The organism is Umezawaea endophytica, assembly GCF_025061645.1.
Classification (GTDB): domain Bacteria; phylum Actinomycetota; class Actinomycetes; order Mycobacteriales; family Pseudonocardiaceae; genus Umezawaea; species Umezawaea endophytica.
This window is the reverse complement of record NZ_JANYMP010000021.1, coordinates 148884-169638: the sequence shown is the minus strand read 5'-3', so window position 1 is coordinate 169638 and position 20755 is coordinate 148884. Positions and strand designations below refer to the sequence as shown.

Below are 20755 nucleotides of genomic sequence, written 5' to 3'. Positions count from 1 at the left end.
CGCTTCGACATGCAGGCGGTGAAGGTATTCACCAGGCAATATCGCCGAGCCGATCGGTGGAGCACCCTTCGCTCCGAAGAGATTTTCGGACCCACGTGGGATCAGGCAGGCGTGGCTCCGGTGGCGGCAAACAATGTGTGGCCTCCGCACCCAGCGTGTTGTGAGCCTCGGTCATAAATGGGGCCGCCCGGTCGAGTCGACGTTCCGTCAGGACCTCTTGGGCTCCTTCGGCCTGTTTCGTAACGGTGTGGTGTCGGCTGTATCGCCACATGTCCTGTCGGCGATGAGCAGCTTGATCAGTTTGGTGGTGAGGAAGGGGGACGACTGTGGCGGACAACGGCGCTGTTCCGAATCCGCAGGGTGCTGCGGTTGACAGAGCGGTACGGCTTTTCGAGTTCCTCGCGCGGAGCCAACAGCTCAAGTCGAACTCGCCCCGCACCACCGACAGCTACGACTCGGTGCTGTGGTTCGGCCAGTTGCCCGACCACCCCTCCGTCCAGGCCGCACATCGTGAGGAAGCACCCGAGCCCGGTGGCCCTTTGCTCGTGGTCGACCGGGTCTCGCACCAGGAACCGCCTGAACCGGAAGCGGACCTGCGGCCCTGGTTGGCAGGGGAGTGGGACGACCCGAGTGCTCCGCCGCGTCTCCGAGAGTCGATCGGTGAAGAGGGGCAGCGCACTGCACTCGATGACGCGCCCGAAGTCCGCGACGCCCATGCCGAGTGGGAGGCGCGTTGGTCGGCGTGGGCCGAGCGCGAGCGGAGCGATCGACCTGCGCGGAACGTCTACAACGACCTGTTTTCCGCTTACGTCACCGCGACCGGGCACGCCGAGGAACTCGAACTCGTCGTCGGCGTCGGCTGCCTGTCATGGTCGCCTCCTGGCCACTACGTCGTGCGGCGGCACCTCGCCACCGTGCGCGCAGCGATCCACTTCGATGACGCCACAGGGCGCCTCACCCTCCAGCAGGCCGAGGTCGCAGACGGATTGAACGTCGAGTTGGACATGCTTGATCCAGGTCGCGTGGCCAATCCGCCGCACGTCGTGCAAATCAGGAATGAGGCCCGTGAGGTCACCGCCGCGGTACTGCACCGCGAAGTCGTGGGCGGCGTGCTGCGGCGCTTGGTCCACGCCCTCGACGGCGACGCGTCCTACCTGGACGAGGACGAGGCGCAGAAGCCGGGCACGCACGCCGTGGCGGCGTTCGCGCCCGCCGTCATCCTGCGCAGGCGCTCACGGCAGGGGATCGTCGACATCCTCGACTCGATCGCCGTGCAGCTCGGCGAATCGGGCGTGGTCCCGGACGGGCTGCTCCCGCTCGTCGACCCGGACCACCGGCCGACCGCGGAACGCTCGCCAGAGGCCGGCGCTCTGGTGGAACTCGACGCGGACCTCTTCCTACCGTTGCCGGTCAACGACCGGCAGTTGCGTGTGCTCACTCAGGTCGACGGGAAAGCTCAAACCCTCGTTCAAGGCCCGCCCGGAACGGGCAAGACCCACACTGTCGCCGCTCTGCTCTCCCACCTCCTTGCGCAAGGCAAGCGGGTGCTCGTCACCGCGCACACCGATCGCGCACTGAAGGAGGTGCGGGCGAAGCTGCCCGAGGCCATCGCACCGCTGGCCGTCTCGGTCGTCGGCTCCTCGCGTTCGGATCTGGCGGACCTCAAGGTCGCCGTGGAGCGGATCAGCCATGTATCCGGTGAGTACGACGCCGAGGCCGCACACCGGGCCATTGAGGACCACGTCGCGGCGATCGAAGAACTCCGCCTGCGCCGGGCGGGGCTGTACCGGCGCCTGCTCGACGCACGCGGTGATGAGGTGGCCGAGCACGAGGTCGGCGACTACCGGGGGACGCTCGCCGCCTTGGCACAGCGCGTGGAAGCGGAGCGGGAGCGGTTCGGTTGGGTGGCCGACCTGACCACCGTGAGCGGTGTCGTCCCATCTCCGGTCCCCGCGAGTGACATCGCTGAGTGGCATCGAAACGTCGTTGACGACGCGTTGAACGCCGATGAGCCCGAATCGCGGCTCAAGCTGCTGCCCATCGCGGAGGTGCCCTCCCCCGAGGCGTTCTCCGCGCTGGTGACCGCAGAGCGGCAGGCCATCTCAGCGGAGGAAGGGCACGGCAACCTCACGCAGCACACAGCCTTCGACGCAGTCCGCCGCCTGGACCAGTCCACGCGGACGGTGCTGCGGCGACGGCTGAACGGCCTGGCGCGGGAGGCCGAGGACCTGTCGCGGCGGCGCGAACAGTGGATGAACGAAGCGCTGTACGACGTGCTCGTAGGCCGGGCGAACCACTGGCGGTCGCGCGGGAGCCAGGTCGACCAGCTCGTCGGGCGCGTCGGTCCCCTCGTGGACCGCCTCGGCCCGCTCACCGACGTGCGGGTCGGTCCCGCCGACATGGGCGTGCTCGTCGCCCTGGCTGGCGCGCTCCGCGCGCACATTGGAGACGACGGCAAACTCAAGATCAACCCGGACGGCTCGCCCAAAACCGGGACGTTCGCCCCGAAGGCAGTGAAGCAGGCCCAGCCCTTGTTCCAAGCGGCAAGGGTAAACGGTCTCCCGCCCACCAGTGCCGACCACCTCGACGTGTTCTTGGTGTGGGCCGACGCCAGCAGGACGCTGGACGCGCTGGACCGAGCATGGCCCGACTCGGTGCACATCCCCGCCGAGGACACGTTGAACGAGCGGCTGCAGTGGCACGTGACCGAGCTGAAGCAGTTGCGCCGCGTGCTGGCGCTGGGAGAGGCTCTCGAAGAGGAGGAGCGCGGACTGGCGGGACTCGGCCTACCGCGTCCGAACTGGACCGACCTCGACGCGGTCCAGACCTACGCCCGACTCGTCGACGCCGCCGCCGCGTCCGACGCACGCACCGCCGCGACCGTGCCGCTGCTGGAGGTCGTGCGGACCATCGCCGAGGTGGCGCAGTGGGCGGAAGCCGCGCCGTGCGTGAAGCACCTGGCGCAAGCCGTCTCAGAACGCGACCACGAGTCGTACGCCGTCGCGCACCAAAGGCTGGTTCGGCTGACCGAGGTCGTCGGGCTGGCGCGTCGTCGGGATGAGGTCGCGGCGACGCTGGCAAGCCGGCTGCCGCGGTTGTACGAGGCGGTGTCGGCGGAACCCCGGAACCCGACCTGGGCGGAGAAGTTGGCCGACTGGGACGCCGCGTGGGCGTGGACCGTGGCACGGTCGTGGGTGCTGGGCAGTGGTGTCGAGGATGTCAACGCCCTCCAGGGCGAGGTGTTGCACGTCGAGGAGCAGGTGCGCGGTCAGGTCGAGCGGCTGGCCGCCGAACGTGCTTGGGGACACGCCGTTTCGCCGGAACGACTGTCCGGCAAGGCTCGTGCCGACCTGCTCCAGTACGCGCAGCTGGTCAAGTTGCTCGGCAAGGGCACCGGTGTCTACGCGAACCAGCGCCGGGCTGACATCAAGGCGGCCATGGACCGTTGCCGTCCCGCGGTGCCGGTGTGGATCATGCCCGTCTACCGGATCGCCGAGCAGTTTCGCGTCCAGCCGGACATGTTCGACGTCGTGATCGTCGACGAGGCGTCCCAGGCGGGACTGGAAGCGACGTTCCTCCACTTTCTCGCTCCCAAGATCGTGGTTATCGGCGATGACAAGCAGGTCTCGCCCACGGCCGTGGGCACCGATCAGCAGCAGTTGCGCGACCTCGCCGAGCAGTACCTGTGGGACGACCCCTATCGCGCGTCGTGGCAGGACCCCAAGCGCAGCCTGTTCGACGAGGCGAAGATGCGCTTCGAGGGCATGACCACGCTTGTAGAGCACCGCCGTTGCGTGCCGGAGATCATCGGTTTCTCGAACCGGATCGCCTATGAGCCCGACGGCATCCGGCTGGTGCCCGTTCGCCAGTACGGCGCGGACCGCCTGGAGCCGATCAAGCCGGTGTTCCTCGACAACGGCTACGAGCGCGGGGTGACCGACAAGGTCAACCCGGCCGAGGCCGACGCCATCGTCGACCAGATCGAGAAGTGCATTGCCGACCCGAGGTACGACGGCATGACGTTTGGCGTCGTGTCGCTGCTGGGCCGCGCCCAGGCGAAGAGGATCGAGAAGCGTTTGCTGGAGCGCATTCCTCCGGAGGAGTGGAAGGCCCGCGACCTGCGGTGCGGCGACTCGGCCGATTTTCAGGGCTCCGAGCGCAACGTGATGTTCCTGTCCATGGTCAAGGCTGCGGAGCCCGGCAAGCGGATTGGCGCGCTGACCCAGGACCTGTACGTCCAGCGCTTCAACGTCGCCGCGTCCCGCGGCAAGGACCAGATGTGGGTGTTCCACTCCCTGCGCCTGTCCGACCTCGGCAACCCCGAGGACATGCGGTTCCAGTTGTTGGACTACTGCTACGCGTTGTCCGGGCACGTGGACGGCGTGGACGACGCCAGGAACACGGCAGTGCCCGAGGACCGGAAGGTGGAGCCCTTCGACTCGCTGTTCGAGCAGCGGGTCTTCAACCGCCTCGTCGACCGCGGCTACAGCGTCGTACCGCAGTTCCCGGCCGAGGGTTACCGGATCGACCTGGTAGTCGTGGGCGGCAAGACCAGACTGGCGGTCGAGTGCGACGGCGACGCGTGGCACGGGCCCGACGCGTACGAGCGCGACATGGCCCGGCAGCGCGACCTGGAGCGGTGCGGCTGGACGTTCTTCCGCATCCGCGAGTCGGAGTTCTACGCTGACCGGCCTGCGGTCATGGCGCGACTCTGGGACGCATTGCAGGAGCTCGACATTCACCCCTCCGGGTGGATATCGGACCGCAACGACCCGTCGGCCGTGGTGGCGAGTTCACCTGTGCCAGCCGCAGTGCACACTTCGGTGACGACAGCGCCCGAACCGGGTGTCGCTGAGCCCACGGTTCCGGCGCAGGTCGTGCGCACCCCCGTTGTGGTCGATGCCGTCGTGGTGCCGGAGTTCGTGGTGCCCGTGAACCTCCCAGAACCGTTCGTACCGGTGGCCGTGGAGCACCACGAAGAGCTGCCACCCGTGGTCGTCGAGAAACAGGCGCTGGGTTCCGCACTTGCCGCATACGGAACGTTCACGGGGACCGTGGTCCAGGTAGCCGAGGCATCACGACGGGATCTGCTCGACGGACTTGTGCGTCTCGTCGAAGCCGAAGGGCCTGTGCTGGGCAGCCGGCTGCACACCGCCTACGTCCGATCCTCGGGCTCCATCAGGGTCACGAAACTGGTCGCGGGCGAGTTGAACAAGGCAATCGCCCAAGCGGTGCGCGAAGGGCGCCTTCTTGAGGACAACCCCCTCGGTGAGAGCGGTGTCAAGCCACGCACGTACCGGTTGCCCGGCCAGCCGGAGGTGCGGATGCGCCACGTGGGACCGAGGTCCTTCGAGGAAGTCCCTCCGAGCGAGCTGGCGGCGTTGCTCCACCTCGTCGCCGAGCGGGACGGGCAAAGGGGCGAGGAGGCACTGCAGCGCGCCGTGCTGGAACTGCTGGGCCTGAAGCGACTCACCGACAACGTCAAGAACCGTTTCGCCGCTGTTCAGGCGCTGCGATCCTGATGTCGTGACACCAGGCGAAGGTGGTCTGGGTGACTGATGTCGGCTGTTGCGGTGCGGGCCAGGAGGCGGCTTCAGATCCACTCGGAGACCGTGGACCGCTACTCCTGCTGACCGCCGATGCGGGCCGCGAGGCCGTCGAGCACGCAGTCCAGGCCGAACGCGAACTCGGCGTCCGGTTCGGGTTCGTCGGCCTCGTGCACGCGGCGGGCGAGCATCGGGTGGTCACCCGCCGCGATGACCTCCCTGACGTACGGACCCATGCTGTGCTGCCACTGCTCCTTGGACAGGCCGGTGCGCTGCTCCGCGCGCAGGGCGGCCAGTTGGGCGGCGACCGAGCCCAGCACGTACGCCCGCACGAGGCCGACGGCCTGTGAGGCCAGGGTCATGTCGGGCGTGAGCGCGACGGCGGCGCGCAGCGCGGATTCGGCCCGGCGCAACGAGTTGGGGCCGAGTGACGGCCTGCCCGTCAGTTCGCCCGCCAGCCACGGGTGCCGGAGCAGGGCGGCGCGCAACCCGTGTGCGACGGCGCCGAGGTCGGCTCGCCAGTCGGCCGCGGCCGTCGGGAGCGGGTCCTCGCCCTGCGCCGCGTCGACCATCAGGTCCAGCAGTTCGTCGCGGTTGGTGATGTACCGGTAGAGCGAGGCCGTCCCGGAGCCGAGGTCGGCCGCGACTCGCCGCATCGACACCGCCGCCAGGCCCTCCGCGTCGGCGACGGCGAGGGCGGCGGCCACGAACTGGTCCACCCCCGGCGCACGGCGGCGCGGTTCGGGGCGCGGTCGGGTCCACACCGACGGCGGGGCGGGGTCGGTCATCGCGGCGGTTCCTCTCTCGTTGACCGGCATCCTACCTTCTGGCTACGGTGTATCCATGACGGAAACGGCGTATCCAGAAGTGCTCGTGGTCGGGGGCGGCAGCGTCGGGCTGCTCACCGCGGCCCTGCTCGTCCACCACGGCGTTCGCGCGGCGCTCGTCGAACGCCGGGCCGGGCCGTCGGTCCACCCGCGCGCCACCGGCATCGGGCCGCGCACCGTCGAGGTCCTCTGCGAACTCGGGCTCGACGCGGCCGTCGACGCCGTCGCGGTCGACCTGCGGGGCTCGGCGGGCAAGGCGGTGGCGCGGACCGTCGTCGAGATGGGCGCGGGCGACGTCGTGACCGTGCCCATGCCGGTCCCGTCCACCACCGAACTCGACGTGACGCCGTTCCGGCTGCGCGGCGTCTGCGCGCAGGACCGGCTCGACGCCGTCGTGGCCGACGACCTGGCGCGGCGCGGGGCTGACCTGCGCTGGTCGACCCGACTGGTCGGCCTCGCGCAGGACGCCGACGGGGTCGACGTCGAACTGGACGGGCCGGACGGCCGCTACTCCGTGCGCTGCGGGTACTTGGTGGCTGCGGACGGCGCGCACAGCACCGTGCGGACCGCGCTCGGCATCGGCACGTCCGGGGCGGGCGACCTGGGCAAGTCGATGATCAACATCCTGTTCCGCGCCGACCTCCGGCCGCACCTGCGGGGGATGTCCTTCGCCACCTGCACGATCACCACGCCGGACGCGCCCGGCCTGCTGGTCACCGTGGACGGCGAGACGAATTGGGTCTTCCACGTCGACGCGGGCGAGCGCCCCGAGGACTTCACCCCCGAGCGCTGCGCCGCGGTCGTCCGGACGGCGGTCGGCGATCCTGACCTCGACGTCGAGGTGCGCAGCGTGCTCCCCTGGCGTCCCCGCAGCGCGCTGGCCGACCACTTCACCGAGGGGCGCGTGTTCCTCGTCGGCGACGCCGCGCACACCGTGTCACCCCTGGGCGCGTTCGGCCTCAACACCGGGGTCGCCGACGCGCACAACCTGGCGTGGAAGCTGGCCGCCGTCCACCACGGCGAGGCCGGTGCCGCACTGCTGGACACCTACGCGCAGGAACGGGAGCCGGTCGCCGCGGCGACCGTGGACCAGGCGATGCGCAGGCAGTCGGACCCGGCGCTGCACTGGGGGAGAGGACCCGAAGCCGATGCGGCGCGGGCGGCTGCGGGGGTGTGGGCCGCGCCGGTCGTGCACCTCGGCCAGCGCTACGACTCGGCCGCCGTAGTCGACCCCCGGCCGGAACTCCCGTCCACTGTGGACCTGGTGCTGGACGGATCGCCCGGATCACGGGTGCCGCACGCGTGGGTCGACGGGGTCTCCACCCTCGACCTGGTCGCGTCCCGGTGGACCCTGCTGGCGGGCGGGCACTGGCTCACCGCCGCGGCGGAGGTCGGCCTCCCGGCCCACCGCGTCGCGGTCCCGTGGCTCCCCGAGGAAGGGGCCGTGCTCGTCCGTCCTGATGGGATCGTCGCGATGCGGACCACGACCCCGAGCCCGGACCCGGCGCGGTTCCTGGCCGGGGTCCTGGACCAGGTGCTGGCCAGGACCCCGGTCGGGACACCGGGTCGGGGCTGAGGATCAGAGCTTCGTCGTGCTGACCTTGAAGTTCGAGAAGTACGCGTGCACTTCCTTCTTCGGGCCCCAGCTCGTCTCGTGCCCGCCGAAGAACGTCGAGAAGAACACGCCCTTGAACGGGATCCCGGAGATGCCGGGAGCGGACTTGCTCGACAGCACTTGAGCGCCGTCGTACCAGACGGTGATCTGGCCCGTGGACCTGTTCACCGACTGCTGGACGGTGTGCGTCTGCCCGTCGGGCGCGAAGTTCCACGACCCGAGGCCGATGTCCTTGCCGTAGCCGTCACCGGCGGGCGTGTAGACGTAGACCTCGCCCTTGCTGCCGTTGCGGAACATGAACCGCGTCGACCAGGCCTGCCCGTGGTTGCCGCCGCTCGCCTCGCCGGGTTTGCCGCCGTAGAGGCCGGGCAGCTTGCCGCCGAGGCCGAAGTCGAATCCGCTGGGAAAGCGGAGGTCGTACTTCAGGTAGAGCGTGGTGGCGTTGCGCAAGTCGGTGTGGCCGTTCTTGCCGAGGTCCTGGTAGAACTGCCCGCCGCCCGACGTGGGGCAGTTGGTGCACGACGGCGCGGACGAACCCTTGCCGTACTTGACGTCCAGCGTGCTCCCGTTCGCCTTCATGTTGCCGAAGCCGAACTCGCCGCTGCCGTCGATCCCCCAGGCGCCGCGCCACGAGGAGGAGGGGAACCCGGAGAACGTTCCCGACCACGGGGCGGGCGCGGCGGCGGCCGTTCCCGTGGCGGACGAGAGCAGCCCGGCCGAGACGGTCACCGCGAGCAGGGCCTTGAGCAGCCGAGAAGTCAGATTTCCCATCCGTCTTCCTTCCGTTGGGGTGCGGGCTCCGTTGCCCGTGTCCGGCGGCGTGGGAGGAAACGTAAACGGTCTAGACCACAAGTTCAACACCGTGATTCAAGTTCATGAATGTGAACCGCTGGATCGGGGTGATCGGGTCTGCCACGGTGATGACCATGCGCGGGGACGCCGGGGGCGGCTTTCGAGCGGCTTTCGCCGTCGCCGAGTTCCGCGTGCTCTGGTTCGCCTCGCTCGCGTCGATCGTCGGCGACCAGCTCGCCCGGCTGGCGCTGTCGATCCTGGTGTTCCAGCGGACCGGCTCGCCCGCGTGGACCGCGCTGACCTACGCGCTCACGATGCTGCCCGGCCTGCTGTCCGGGGTGCTGCTCACCGGGCTCGCCGACCGGTACCCGCGCCGCACGGTGATGGTGTGCAGCGACCTCGTCCGGGCCGCGCTGGTGGCCGTGATGGCCCTGCCCGGATCGCCGTTGCCGCTGGTCGCGGGCCTGCTGGTGCTCGTGCAGCTCGCCGAGCCGCCGTTCGCCGCCGCGCAGGGGGCGCTGCTGCCGCTGGTGCTGGGCGACCGGCGGTACGAGGCGGGCCAGTCGATCCACCTGATCACCCACCAGGTCGGCCTGCTGGTCGGGTTCGCGGGCGGCGGGCTCGTGGTCGCGGGACTGGGCACGTCCGGCGCGCTCGCGGTCGACGCCGTGACGTTCGCGCTGTCCGCCCTGCTGCTGCGGTTCGGCTTGCTCGCCCGCCCCGCGTCGCTGACGCCGTCGGACCGGCAGGCCGCGGGGCTGTGGTGGACGCAGGTGCGGTCGGGCGCGGGCCTCGTGTGGCACGACCGCAGGCTCCGCGTGCTGATCGCGCTCGGCTGCCTGGCCACGTTCAGCGTCGTCCCGGAAGGGCTCGCCGCACCGTTCTCCGAGCACGTCGGCGCCGGGGTCGCGGGAGTCGGCGTCCTGCTGGCGGCCGACCCGATCGGCATGGTCGTGGGCACGCTGCTGCTGCGGTTCGTGCCGCCGGGCACGCGCGTGCGGCTGCTCGGCGTGCTCGCCGTCGGCACCGCGCTGCCGCTGGTCGGGTACCTCGCGGCACCGGGGTTCGGGGTGGCCGTCGCGCTGCTCGCGCTGTCCGGCGCGTTCAGCGCGTACCAGGTCACGGCGGGTGCGACGTTCGTCCGCCTGGTCCCGGACCGGCAGCGGGGGCAGGCGCTCGGGTTCGCCCGCACCAGCCTGGTCGCCGCGCAGGGGCTCGGCGTGGCCGGTGGCGGGCTCGTGGCGCAGGGGAGCGGGACGATCGTGGGCACGATCGCCGCCGCGGGGGCCGCGGGAACGGTACTCGCGCTCGCCGCGGCCACCTCGTGGTCGCGTGTCGGGCCTGCTGTGACGACTACCGAGGGTTGACCGGGTCACCAGATCTTGTCGCGCATGTCGGCCCACCTCCCTGTTTTCCCTGGCACACGGCTCGGGCGGGGTGGGGGATCACCAGATCTTGTCGCGCACGGTCATCACCTCCCGTCGTCGTGTCACCCCCGCAGCGGCTGACATCGCCCCTGGTCACGATTACCGTCACGGTCCGTTGGTCCTGGTCGCCGCCAGGACTACGCGTCGTGAGGTGGCAACGGGCATGGGACATCGCGCGGACGCTCCGGCCGAGGCCGGGGGTGCTAGGCACGTCGCGCGCTGGTCACTATGGTCCCTGCCCGCACGGGCATTGGCGTACGTGCTACTGGTTGACCTGGGCGCGGCAGTAGGGGTTTTCCTGTGCGCCCTGAGCCCCGTGCCCGCCCGTTCGTGGGTCATCGCGGGTGTCCTGGCCGCCTGCGCGACCGCGCACCTGCACTTCTCGCGCTGGATCGAGCGCATCCGCCGCGACCACAGCCACCTGCCGCACGTTGACCTGTGCAGCATCTGGATCTTCGCGGGGGCCCTGGTCCTGCCGCCGCTGCCCGCGGTGCTCCTGGTGATCGTCATCTACCTGCACCGGTGGTGGGTGGTCGGCCGCTGGGACGCGTCGCGGCCACCGCACCGGTGCGTGTTCACCGTGTCGATGATGATCCTCGCCGCGCTGGCCGCGAACGGCGTCTCCCACGCCTCCGGCCTGCGCGAACACCTGCTGGCGGGCACGCCGTCCGGCCTGCTGGACCTGGTCGGCATCGTCGGCGCGGCCGCCGCGCAGTGGGGCGTGAACTCGCTGCTGGTCGGCGTCGTCATCGCCATCACGGTGAAGCTGCGCAAGATCGGCGAGGCCCTCGGCAGCGGGGCCGACAACCTCCTCGAAGTCGGCCAGCTCGCGCTCGGCGCGTTCGTGGCGCTGGCCGTGGCCTGGTGGCCCGGCTTCGCGCTGCCGATGGTCGTCGCGGCCGTCGCGCTGCACCGCACGGTGCTCATCCACCAGTTGGAGCTGGCTGCCCGAACGGACAACAAGACCGGGCTCCTCAACGCCGAGTCGTGGCACCTGCAAGCCAGGCTGGAGCTCCAGCGCACCCGCGACCGCCAGACCCCGTCGACCATGGGCCTGTTCATGATCGACGTCGACCACTTCAAGGACATCAACGACCGCTACGGCCACCAGGTCGGCGACACGGTCCTCCGCGAGATCGCGTCGACGCTGGCGGGCTCGGTCCGCCGCGGCGACTCGGTGGGCAGGTTCGGCGGCGAGGAGTTCGCCGTCCTGCTCCCCATGGTCGAACGCGCCGAAGCACTGGCCATCGCCGAACGCGTCCGCGCGCAGGTGTTCGGCCTGGTGATCGACGACTGCCTGGGCGGCACCGTCACCGGCCTCGGCGTCAGCATCGGCGTGGCCATCTGGCCGGAGATCGACGAGGACACCCTGGAAGGAGTCCTGGCCGCGGCCGACTCCGCGCTGTACGAGGCGAAACGCCTCGGCCGCGACCAGGTGCAACTCGCGGGCACGCACCGCAGGCTCCGCTGGGCCCCGTCGGCCCGCAAGACGCACGCGGTGGACTGACCGCGCGGCCGCGATGAGTTTCGCGGTGTTCGAGGGTCTAGCTCCCGACAGTTGTGACGACCTCACCGGGAGTTGGACATGGGCTTCATCCAGATCGAGATGTTCGCGACCCTCGACCTCGTCGGGCAGGCGCCGGGCGGGCCGGAGGAAGACCCGGACGGGTTCCCGTTCGGCGGCTGGCAGGCGCCGCTGATGGACGACGTCGCCGGCGCCCAGATCGCGGCGGCGTACGAGGGCACGGACGCTCTGCTGCTGGGCAGGCGGACCTACGACGTGTTCGCCGGCTACTGGCCGCACCAGGACGACAGCCAGGCGGGCGGGATCGCCGAGCTGTTCAACCGCGTCCCGAAGTACGTGGCCTCCCGCGGCACTCCCGACCTCTCGTGGGCCGGGTCCCACCACCTCGGGCCGGACCTGGTCGAGGCCGTGCGGGAGGTCCGCGACCGGCACGAGAACGTGAAGGTGGTGGGGAGCCTGAACCTCGTGCAGACCCTGCTGCGGGAGAAGCTCTTCGACCGCCTCGACCTCTGGGTGCACCTGATCGCGCTCGGCGTGGGGAAGAAGGTGTTCGGCGAAGGCGCGGTGCCCGCGAACTTCACCCTGCTCGAACCGCCGGTGGCCACCCCGACGGGCACCGTGCACCTGCGGTACGGGCTCGCCGACGGCACACCCGGAACGGGGGACATGAGCGAGCCTGACCGCGGTCTCGGGCACGAGGGCTGAGGCCGTGGACTAGGTGTAGAAGCCGTCCACCACGGCCGACGCCTCGTCGAGCAGCGCGGGGCCGTCCTGGCGGAAGCCGGGGAACCCGCCGCCGGGTTTGAGCGCCAAGAGCTGCTCGGTCGAGAGGGCGTAGACGACCCGGCCCAGCCCGGACCGGTCGATCGCCCCGGCGCACATCCCGCACGGTTGGCAGCTCGTGAACATCGTGGTGGCCGCGGCCGTGGCCGGGTCCAGTTCACGGGCCGCCCACCGGGCCAGCTTCAGCTCCGGGTGCGCGGTGATGTCGCCGTCGGACAGGACGGTGTTGCGCTCCTCGGCCAGCACGGTGCCGTCGGCCGCCGCGAGCAGCGAGCCGAACGGCGGGTCGCCCGCTTCCCGTGCCGCGCGGGCCAGGCCGATGGCCTGTCGGAGGAGGTGTTCTTCGCTGGTGTCCACCACACCAGGCTAGGTTTCGCGGTCGCGGCGGTGAAGAGGTGATCCCCGGCGTTGGACCCTCTTCGCCGGGGATTCCCCGGTAGGTTCGCGCCATGGCCGAGACCCTCGACGCGACCGACTGGCTGATCCTCGCGGAACTCCAGCACGACGGCCGCGTGCCCCTCACCGAACTGGCCAGGCGGGTCAACCTGGGCGCGTCCGCGACGACCGAGCGCGTCAAGCGCCTCGAGGCGGCCGGGGTCATCACCGGCTACCGCGCCACCGTCGACCTCGACCGCCTCGGCTACCCGGTGCTGGCCGTGGTGCGGCTCAAGCACTCCGGCAGCAGGCACGAGCCGTTCCACCGGCTGCTGGAGGAACGCGCCGAGGTGCTGGAGTGCCTGCGCACCACCGGTGACGACTGCTACGTGCTGAAGGTGGCCGCGACCTCGATGCCGCACCTGGAGCGGGTCGTCAACGCGCTGTCGTTCTTCGGCGACACCAACACCAACCTCGTCTACAGCCAGACGCTCCCGTTCCGCGGCCCGCGCGAGCCGTGACGCTCAGTCCTCCCACACGTCGCTCGCGGGCAGCCCGCGCGCCTCGCGCTCCCGGTCGATCAACCGCTGGATCAGCGCCGTCTTCCCCTTCGTGTAAGCCAGTCCGTCCGATTCGGTGGCCGCCAGGACGCGCTTGAGCTCGCCGTACTCCGCGGCGGCCTCCGGGTGGGCCAGGAGGTGGTCGCGCAGCAGGCGTTCGTTGCGCGTGTCCCAGCCCTCGGCCGGGACGACGTGCAGGTGGTGCGTGCGGACGCCGTCGGTGTCGCGGCCGTAGAACAGCCGGTTCCGCATCCCGGTCTCCTCCCGCACGTAGCCGAGCGCGGTGAGGGCGTTCTCGTCGACGGTTGCGAGGTCCGGTGTGGACGCCATCAGGTCGATCACGGGTTTCGCGGCCAGGCCGGGGACCGCGGTGCTGCCGACGTGCTCGACGACCGGGAACAGCGGCCGCAGCTCGGCCGTGCTCCTGGCGGCCTCGGCGGGCCAGGACGGGTCGGGGTCGGAGAAGTCGATCGGCATTCCGGACAGCCTAGTAGGTTGCGGAGGTGGTGAAACCCGACTTCCCGATCACGACCGAACGCCTGGTGCTGCGCCCGTTCACGATCGACGACCTCGACGCGGTGCACGCCTGGCAGTCACTGTCCGAGGTCGCGCGGTACCTGTACTGGTCGGCGCGCACGCGCGAGGAGAGCCGGGTCGCGCTGGAGGCGAAGATCGCCGTGCCGTGGCCGACGGCGGTGGGGGAGTCGTTCACGCTGGCCGTGCAGCGGCGCGACACCGACGAGGTGATCGGCGAGGTGCACGTCGAGTGGCTGCACGAGGAGTGGCGGCAGGGCGAGTTCGGCTTCGTCTTCCACCCCGGCCACGGCGGTCGCGGGTTCGCGACCGAAGCGGCCGGGGTGGCGCTGCGACTGGGTTTCACGAACCTGGGGCTGCACCGGATCATCGGCCGGTGCGACGGCCGCAACACACCGTCGATCAAGCTCATGGAACGGCTGGGGATGCGCAAGGAGGCGCACTTCCGGCACAACGACATCTTCAAGGGCGAGTGGGGCGAAGAACTGATCTACGCCCTGCTGGAGGACGAACTGCCCTAGTCGACCGGGACCCCGGCGAACACCTCCCCGAACCGCTCCAGCCGCACGTCCCCGGTGGCCAACTCCTCCGCCAGTGCCTCGAAGGCGAACAGGAACGCGCGGATGCCGTCCGGTGGGAGCAGGGCGGTGTCGGCCATCAGGGACAGGCGCATCCGATCCGGTGTCCCGCCGGTGTCCAGGTACAACGCCATGTCCTCGTGCGCCGTTCGCTCCGGCCACGCGACCGTGGTCTCCGCGGTGGACGTCGTGCGGGCGCGGGGCAGGGTGGACCACATGTCGTTGACCTGGCAGCCCGGCGGCAGGTGGACGTCGCGGAGCACCTCCGCCGCCAGCCGGCCGTCGTAACGGGCGTGGCGCTTGGCCGCGACCATCGTCGCCGCGGACCGGCGGAGCACCTCGTCGAAGTCCGCGGCGTCCAGGTCCACCACCGTCTTCACGGCCTGGTTCAGCGTCGTCACGGCGGCGAACAGGTCGGGGTCCAACCTGTTGCTCTGCATGACGTCCAGTCGGTACACCGGGCCGGTGCAGAGGTGGTGGAGCAGGCCGGTGGTGATCGACAGCAGCACGACGGACGTGGTCGTCCGCAGTCGCCTGGCCGCCGCCCGGACCGCCACCGGGAGCGTGCCGGACTCGATCTCGCCGCGCACGAAGCGCGGTTCCAGTGGAACGGCCCGCGCGGGCTCGGGTGGCGGCATCCGCGCGACGTGCTCGCGCAGGTGCCGCATCGCCTCGACGTTGAGCAGTTGGCCGTCCGGCGAGTTCTGCCGGGTGGCCAGGTCCACCGGCTGCACCGACGGTTTCGGGGCGGGCACGGGCTTCCCGTCGGCGCGGGCCTGGAGCATGGCCGTGAGTTCGGCGACGAGCAGTTCGGTGCCGGTGTGGTCGGCGGCCATATGGGAGACGCCGAGGACGACCAGCACGGGGATGCCCTCGTGCAGCGCCAGGGAGATCCGGATCGGCAGCTCCTGGTCGTGGTCGAACGCCGTGGCGCCCGCGCGGACCAGGCAGTCGGTCACGATGTCGGTGAAGTCGACCGGGTCGTCGGCGGGCCGGTCGAACACCGCCACGTCGAGGGCGCCGGACGCCAGCACCTCCTGCGTGGCGTCGCCGCGCGGTGACGCGTGGAACAACGTGCGCAGGGATTCGTGGCGCAGCAGCAGTTCGCTGATCTGCTCCAGCACGTCGCCGACCGACAGCAGCAGCGGCACGGGCAGCCAGCGGGTCAGCACGAAGAACGGCTTCACCTGCGGCAGCCACTCGTGGATGCCGTCCCACGTGCCCTGCTGGCCCCACGTCAGCGGGCCGACGCGGGAGCGCCCGCCGTGGAACTCGGCCTGGACGGTGCTCTCGGTGATCACGACGCGCCCTTCAGCTCGACGGCGGGACGCGCGAACAGCACGTCCCGCAGGCAGTGCACGGTGTAGGTCAGGCCCGCCGTCCAGCCCGCGACCACGGCCCACATGACGGCGTCGATGCCGAACGGGCCGTTGAGCAGGTAGGCGAACGGGACCTGGACGACGACGAACGCGATGAGCGTGCAGACCAGCGGCGCGGTCGTGCGCCGAGCCCCGTTGAGGTACCCGTGCAGCACCACCATCACCGTGTACAGCACCAGGAACGGGTAGATGATCAGCACGTACCGCTCGGTCAGCTCGCGGGTCGCCGGGTCGGCGGTGAACAGCCCGGCGATGGGCCCGCGCGCCAGCAGCACGACGGCCGAGACGACCGCCGTGAGCCCGACCGTGAGCCCCAGCGTCTGCACGAGACCCCGCCGCGCGCGGTCCCGGTCCGCGCCGCCCAGGTTCTGCGCCACGAACGCGGTCACCGCGCCGGAGAAGTCCAGGAACAGCATGCCGGTGAACAGTTCTAGCCGGGACACCACGGTGAACGCCGCGAGCACGACGGTCCCGTAGGACTGGATGATCCAGACCAGCACCATGATCCCGACCGCGAGGATGATGTGCTGGCTGGCCAACGGGAACCCCAGCCGCACCGCGTCGACCAGTTCGCGGCGCACGGCGGGCTCGGACTGCTTGCGCCCCAACGGGTAGAGCCGCCGAGCGGCCAGGAGCCCGACGAGGAGCGCGACGGCGCTGGCGATCACCGTCGCCAGCGCCGCGCCGCCGATCCCCAGGCCCAGCACGGACAGGAAGAACCAGACGAGCACGATGTTGACCACGTTGCCGAAGCCCTGCACCCACATCGCCGCCCGCGAGTCGCCGAGCCCGCGGAGGTAGGCGCTGACGGCGGCCAGCCCGAACATCGCCGGGAAGCCGATGGACAGCGTGCCGAAGAACAGCGCGCAGTCCTCCGCCAGCTTCCCGTGGATGCCCATCGCCGACAGCACGGGACCGGCCAGCAGCGTCGCCAGCGCGACGCACCCGGCCGACCACACCGCCGTGACCAGTGCCAGCGCGATCACCACGCCTCGGCGCTCACCGTCCTGCCGAGCGCCCCGCAGGTGCGCGAGCCGGATGGTGAACGCGGTGCCGAGTCCGATGAACATCGCGTTGAGCAGGTAGAACATCGGGCCCGCCACGCCGACGGCGGCGAGGCCGTCGACGCCGACGTAGTGCCCGACCAGGATGCCGTCGATCAGCACGTACCCCTGCTGGAGCAGGTTGGCAGCGGTCAGGGGCAGCGCGAAGCCGACGATCCTGCGCAGCTCGGGCCCCGTGGTCATGTCGGTCATCAGGCGACGTCTTCCGCGAACTCGGCCAGTTCCTCGACGTGGTAGGCGATCTCCGAGATCGTGCGGTCGGCCAGCAGGTCCGCGACGTCGTAGTGCACGCCGTGGCGGACGGCGATCGTGCTCGCCACGGAGGCGGCCATGATGGAGTCGCCGCCGAGTTCGAAGAAGTCGGCCTCGACGTCCAGCGCGGGGTAGCCGAAGGCGAGCGCGAGGCACTGCGCCACCGACTGCTCGACGTCGGTGTACTCGCCGTTCTCCCGCCCCTTCAGCTCGACCTGCACGGCGGCGACGGTGGCCTTGATCTTCTCCGACGCCTTGAGCAGCCGCTCCTCCAGCGCGTGCATCTCGCGCTCGACCTTGGCGTCGATGTCGGCGGACAGCGGCACGTCGTAGGAGCGCAGCAGGTGAATCAGCTCGCCCCGGTAGTTCAGCTCACCGGCGAACAGCCTGGACCTGCGCGACCGCAGGGCGGCGTCCACGACGTCGAGCCCGACGGACGTGGGGAGGGCCTTGAACATGGTGTCGCCGTTGGTGCCGTGGTCGACGGCCATGCCGATCTCCTTCCACGCCACCCAGTCCAGCGCGACGACGTGGCACGACCCGCCCGCCTGCGAGCGGGCGAGGTTGTCCAGGTAGTAGTTGCCCGCCGCGTAGTCGGCCTGGCCGGGCGCGGGGAACACCGAGGCCACCGACGAGAAGTGCACGACGAAGTCGGGTCGGTCGTCGCGGGTCAGTTCGTCCAGCACGAACGCGCCGTGCAGCTTCACCCGCACCACCTCGTCGAAGTCCTCGCGCAGGCGGAACATCAGCGTCGCGCCACCGGGCAGCCCGGCGGCGTGCACGATGCCGTCGATCCGCCCGTGGTCCTGCTGGATCCCGGTCACCGCCGCCGCGAGCGCCTTCGGGTCGCCCGCGTCGGCGGAGCGCACGAACACCTTGGTACCGAGCGCTTCCAGGTCGCGGACCGTGGTGATCCGCTTGGTCGCCGTGCCCGCCGCCAGCAGGTCGTCCCACTCGTCGCGGGGCGGCATCCCGGACCGGCTGAGCAGCACCAGCGTGATGTCGGGCCGCTTCTCGGCGAACGACCGCGCCACCGCGAGACCGAGCGCGCCCGTGCCGCCGGTGATCAGGTAGGTGCCGCCGGGCTTGAGGTAGGTCTCCGGGCCGTCGGTGTCGACGTCGGGCACCTCCACGAACACCTCGCGCGACCTGTCGGGGCCGCGCAGCAGGAACAGGCCGTGCTCGCCGGAGAACACCTCCGCCGCCAGCGCCGGACCGGGCACCGCGGTGTCCACGTCGAGGTGCTTCACCTTGATGTACGGGTACTCGCGGCCGATGACCTTGCCGAACCCGACCAGCGCGGCGTTCTCGGTGACGGCGGTGGTGTCGCCCTCCTCGGCGCACACCGCGGTCCGCGTCAGCACCACGAGGTCGACCTTCACCCCCGCCGCCATCAACGCCTTCGACAGGTGGAACAGGCTCGTCAGGTTCTTCGCGGTGCGCCGCTCGACCTCCTCGACCTCGGTGGCGGGCGCGGGTTCGAACGCGAGGGCGTGCACGACGTGCGTGACGTCCTCGTCGACGACGAGCCGGGCGACGTCGTCGAACGACTCGGCGGTGAAGTCCTCGCCCAGCCGCAGCACCCGCGCCGCGCCCAGGTCGGCCGTCGCGAGGAACGCCTCGGCGTCGGTGTCCGGGTCGACCAGCGCCAGCACGGACGCGCCGTCGGGGACGCCGGTCCTCGGCAGCGCCGGGGTGGGCTGGAACTCGACGTCGTGGGTCACCGGGTGGCGCTCGTCGTTGGTGGCCAACGACAACTGCGCCCGCCAGGTGTCCGGGAACTCCATCCAGGCCAGCGTCTCGTCGAAGGCGTAGGAGGGGAGCCGGACGATCCGGGGCGCGCGGTCCTCCGGCGGGGCGCTGTCGACCGGACCGCCCGCGAGGTACGCCTTCGCCCGCGCGGCCAGCGGACCGGTGATCGGCCGCTGCCCGTTGACCAGCAGTTCCGCCAGCCCTCGGCGCAGATCGTCCACATCGGACGCGAGGACCGCGACGCGGTGCCGGTGCGAACTGCGCGAAACCCGTGTGGTGTAGGCGATGTCGGCGATGTCAGCGTCGGCCAACCCGCCGCCGTCGATGAACCGGAGGTACCGCTCCACCAGCCACGTCAGCGAACGCGGGGTGGCGGCGGACAGCGTGACCAGGACCTCGCCCTCCGACGGCACCGGCCGTTCCCCGGACGTGTGCTCCTCCAGCACCGCGTGCGCGTTGGTGCCGCCGAGCCCGAACGCGCTCACGCCCGCTCGGCGCGGACCGTCGGACTCCCACGGGCGCAGGGTCGTGGGGACGTAGAGCGGCCCGGACGAGAAGTCGAGCTTCGGGTTCGGGGTGGCGAAGTTCGCCTGCGGCGGGATCATCCCGTTGCGCAGCACGGCGATGGCCTTGATCAGGCCGATCACGCCCGAGCCCTCGAACAGGTGCCCGACGTTCGCCTTGACCGTGCCCACCGCGCAGAAACCGCGGTCGTCGGTGTGCTTCGCGAACGCCCGCTTCATGCCCTCGTGCTCGATCGGGTCGCCCACGCGGGTCGCCGTGCCGTGCGCCTCGAAGTAGCCGATGCTGCGCGGGTCCACGTCGGCGTTGCGCCACGCGGCGAGCAGCAGTTCGGCCTGCGAGTCGGAGTCGGGGTTGGTGATGCCCTCGGTGTTCCCGTCGTGGTTGACCGCGCTGCCCTTGAGGACCGCGTAGATCTGGTCGCCGTCGGCGAGCGCCTGCTCCATCCGCTTGAGCACGACCGCGCCCGAGCCCTCGCCGAACCCGGTGCCGTCGGCCGCCTCGTCGAACGTGCGGGTGACGCCGTCCGACGACTCGATGCCGATGTTGGAGTGCGGGTGCTTCACCGGCGCGAACACGATCCGCGCGCCGCCGACCACGGCCAGGTCGCAGTCGCCCACCAGCAGCGCGTTCTTGGCCTGGTGCACCGCGACCAGCGTCGCCGAGCACGCGGTGTCCACCACCAGGCTCGGGCCGCGCAGGTCCAGCAGGTGCGACAGCCGGTTCGCCAGCATCGTCGGGATGTTCCCGGTGATCGCCTGCTGGCCCACCGTCGGGTCGATCCGGCAGATGTAGTCCAGGTACGTCGAGCCGGGGTTGACCGCGAACCCGACGAACACACCGGTCCTGCTGCCCCGCAACCGGTCCGCGGAGTACCCGGCGTCCTCGAACGCCAGGAACATCGCCCGCATCACCATCCGGTGGTGCGGGTCGGTCAGCGTCGCCTGCCGCGGGTTCATCCCGAACGCCGCGTAGTCGAACGTGTCGACCTCGTCGAGGAACGACCCGTTGTGGTAGTCGATGTCTGGCTCGTTCAACGGGTCGATGCTGGTGGCGCGCAGGTAGTGGATGTACTGGTCGAGCTTCTGCCGCCGGTCCTGCGGGAACGGGCGGACGCTGCTGGAGCCCGTGCTGATGATCCGCCAGAACGCGTCGAGGTCGCGGGCTCCCGGCACGTCGACCGAGACGCCGACGATCGCGATGTCCGTGTTCATGAAAACCCTT

At 70.8% G+C, this 20755-nt stretch carries 14 protein-coding genes; 7 read left to right on the top strand and 7 right to left on the bottom strand.

What is annotated here, in order from left to right:
- The first annotated feature begins 326 nt into the window (after positions 1 to 326).
- Complete coding sequence (locus NZH93_RS34810; RefSeq protein ID WP_259627536.1) at positions 327 to 5522, top strand: PDDEXK-like endonuclease domain-containing protein; 5196 nt, start codon at positions 327 to 329, stop codon at positions 5520 to 5522.
- A 98-nt stretch (positions 5523 to 5620) separates the two neighbouring features.
- Here the strand turns inward: NZH93_RS34810 and NZH93_RS34805 are convergent, their stop codons facing one another.
- Positions 5621 to 6334 (bottom strand): TetR/AcrR family transcriptional regulator C-terminal domain-containing protein, encoded by a 714-nt coding sequence (locus tag NZH93_RS34805; protein WP_259627535.1) that lies wholly within the window; start codon positions 6332 to 6334, stop codon positions 5621 to 5623.
- A 55-nt stretch (positions 6335 to 6389) separates the two neighbouring features.
- Here NZH93_RS34805 and NZH93_RS34800 point away from each other — a divergent pair, with 55 nt between their 5' ends.
- Positions 6390 to 7949, top strand: coding sequence for an FAD-dependent monooxygenase (locus NZH93_RS34800; RefSeq protein WP_259627534.1), 1560 nt, complete (start codon positions 6390 to 6392; stop codon positions 7947 to 7949).
- A 3-nt stretch (positions 7950 to 7952) separates the two neighbouring features.
- Here NZH93_RS34800 and NZH93_RS34795 read toward each other — a convergent pair whose 3' ends face one another.
- Complete coding sequence (locus NZH93_RS34795; RefSeq protein WP_259627533.1) at positions 7953 to 8759, bottom strand: polysaccharide lyase; 807 nt, start codon at positions 8757 to 8759, stop codon at positions 7953 to 7955.
- A gap of 155 nt (positions 8760 to 8914) precedes the next feature.
- Here NZH93_RS34795 and NZH93_RS34790 point away from each other — a divergent pair, with 155 nt between their 5' ends.
- The 3 genes from NZH93_RS34790 to NZH93_RS34780 all read left to right on the top strand — a co-directional run bounded on the left by NZH93_RS34790 (position 8915) and on the right by NZH93_RS34780 (position 12437).
- The gene (locus NZH93_RS34790; RefSeq protein ID WP_259627532.1) at positions 8915 to 10147 is read left to right on the top strand and encodes an MFS transporter; all 1233 of its coding nucleotides are present in this window, start codon (positions 8915 to 8917) and stop codon (positions 10145 to 10147) included.
- Between the two features lie 319 nt (positions 10148 to 10466).
- The gene (locus NZH93_RS34785; protein ID WP_259627531.1) at positions 10467 to 11714 is read left to right on the top strand and encodes a GGDEF domain-containing protein; all 1248 of its coding nucleotides are present in this window, start codon (positions 10467 to 10469) and stop codon (positions 11712 to 11714) included.
- Positions 11715 to 11792: 78 nt separating this feature from the next.
- Positions 11793 to 12437: a dihydrofolate reductase family protein gene (locus tag NZH93_RS34780; RefSeq protein ID WP_259627530.1), complete on the top strand. Its 645-nt coding sequence runs from the start codon at positions 11793 to 11795 to the stop codon at positions 12435 to 12437.
- A gap of 9 nt (positions 12438 to 12446) precedes the next feature.
- Here NZH93_RS34780 and NZH93_RS34775 read toward each other — a convergent pair whose 3' ends face one another.
- The gene (locus NZH93_RS34775) at positions 12447 to 12872 is read right to left on the bottom strand and encodes a nucleoside deaminase (RefSeq protein WP_259627529.1); all 426 of its coding nucleotides are present in this window, start codon (positions 12870 to 12872) and stop codon (positions 12447 to 12449) included.
- A 92-nt stretch (positions 12873 to 12964) separates the two neighbouring features.
- Here NZH93_RS34775 and NZH93_RS34770 point away from each other — a divergent pair, with 92 nt between their 5' ends.
- The gene (locus NZH93_RS34770) at positions 12965 to 13411 is read left to right on the top strand and encodes an Lrp/AsnC family transcriptional regulator (protein WP_259627528.1); all 447 of its coding nucleotides are present in this window, start codon (positions 12965 to 12967) and stop codon (positions 13409 to 13411) included.
- A 3-nt stretch (positions 13412 to 13414) separates the two neighbouring features.
- Here NZH93_RS34770 and NZH93_RS34765 read toward each other — a convergent pair whose 3' ends face one another.
- The gene (locus tag NZH93_RS34765) at positions 13415 to 13927 is read right to left on the bottom strand and encodes a GrpB family protein (RefSeq protein WP_259627527.1); all 513 of its coding nucleotides are present in this window, start codon (positions 13925 to 13927) and stop codon (positions 13415 to 13417) included.
- A 26-nt stretch (positions 13928 to 13953) separates the two neighbouring features.
- Between NZH93_RS34765 and NZH93_RS34760 the strand changes: the two genes are divergently transcribed.
- Complete coding sequence (locus tag NZH93_RS34760; protein WP_259627526.1) at positions 13954 to 14505, top strand: GNAT family N-acetyltransferase; 552 nt, start codon at positions 13954 to 13956, stop codon at positions 14503 to 14505.
- On the opposite strand, the gene NZH93_RS34755 is transcribed toward NZH93_RS34760, so the two are convergent.
- From NZH93_RS34755 to NZH93_RS34745, 3 genes are read right to left on the bottom strand one after another with little or no spacing between them, the layout of a single operon-like run.
- The gene (locus tag NZH93_RS34755; RefSeq protein WP_259627525.1) at positions 14502 to 15863 is read right to left on the bottom strand and encodes an amino acid adenylation domain-containing protein; all 1362 of its coding nucleotides are present in this window, start codon (positions 15861 to 15863) and stop codon (positions 14502 to 14504) included. The genes NZH93_RS34760 and NZH93_RS34755 overlap by 4 nt on opposite strands.
- Positions 15860 to 17197 (bottom strand): MATE family efflux transporter, encoded by a 1338-nt coding sequence (locus NZH93_RS34750; protein WP_259627524.1) that lies wholly within the window; start codon positions 17195 to 17197, stop codon positions 15860 to 15862. Before NZH93_RS34750 ends, NZH93_RS34755 begins: the two co-directional genes overlap by 4 nt.
- Positions 17197 to 20745, bottom strand: a complete 3549-nt coding sequence (locus NZH93_RS34745) for an SDR family NAD(P)-dependent oxidoreductase (protein ID WP_259627523.1) — start codon at positions 20743 to 20745, stop codon at positions 17197 to 17199. Before NZH93_RS34745 ends, NZH93_RS34750 begins: the two co-directional genes overlap by 1 nt.
- Positions 20746 to 20755 lie beyond the last annotated feature (10 nt).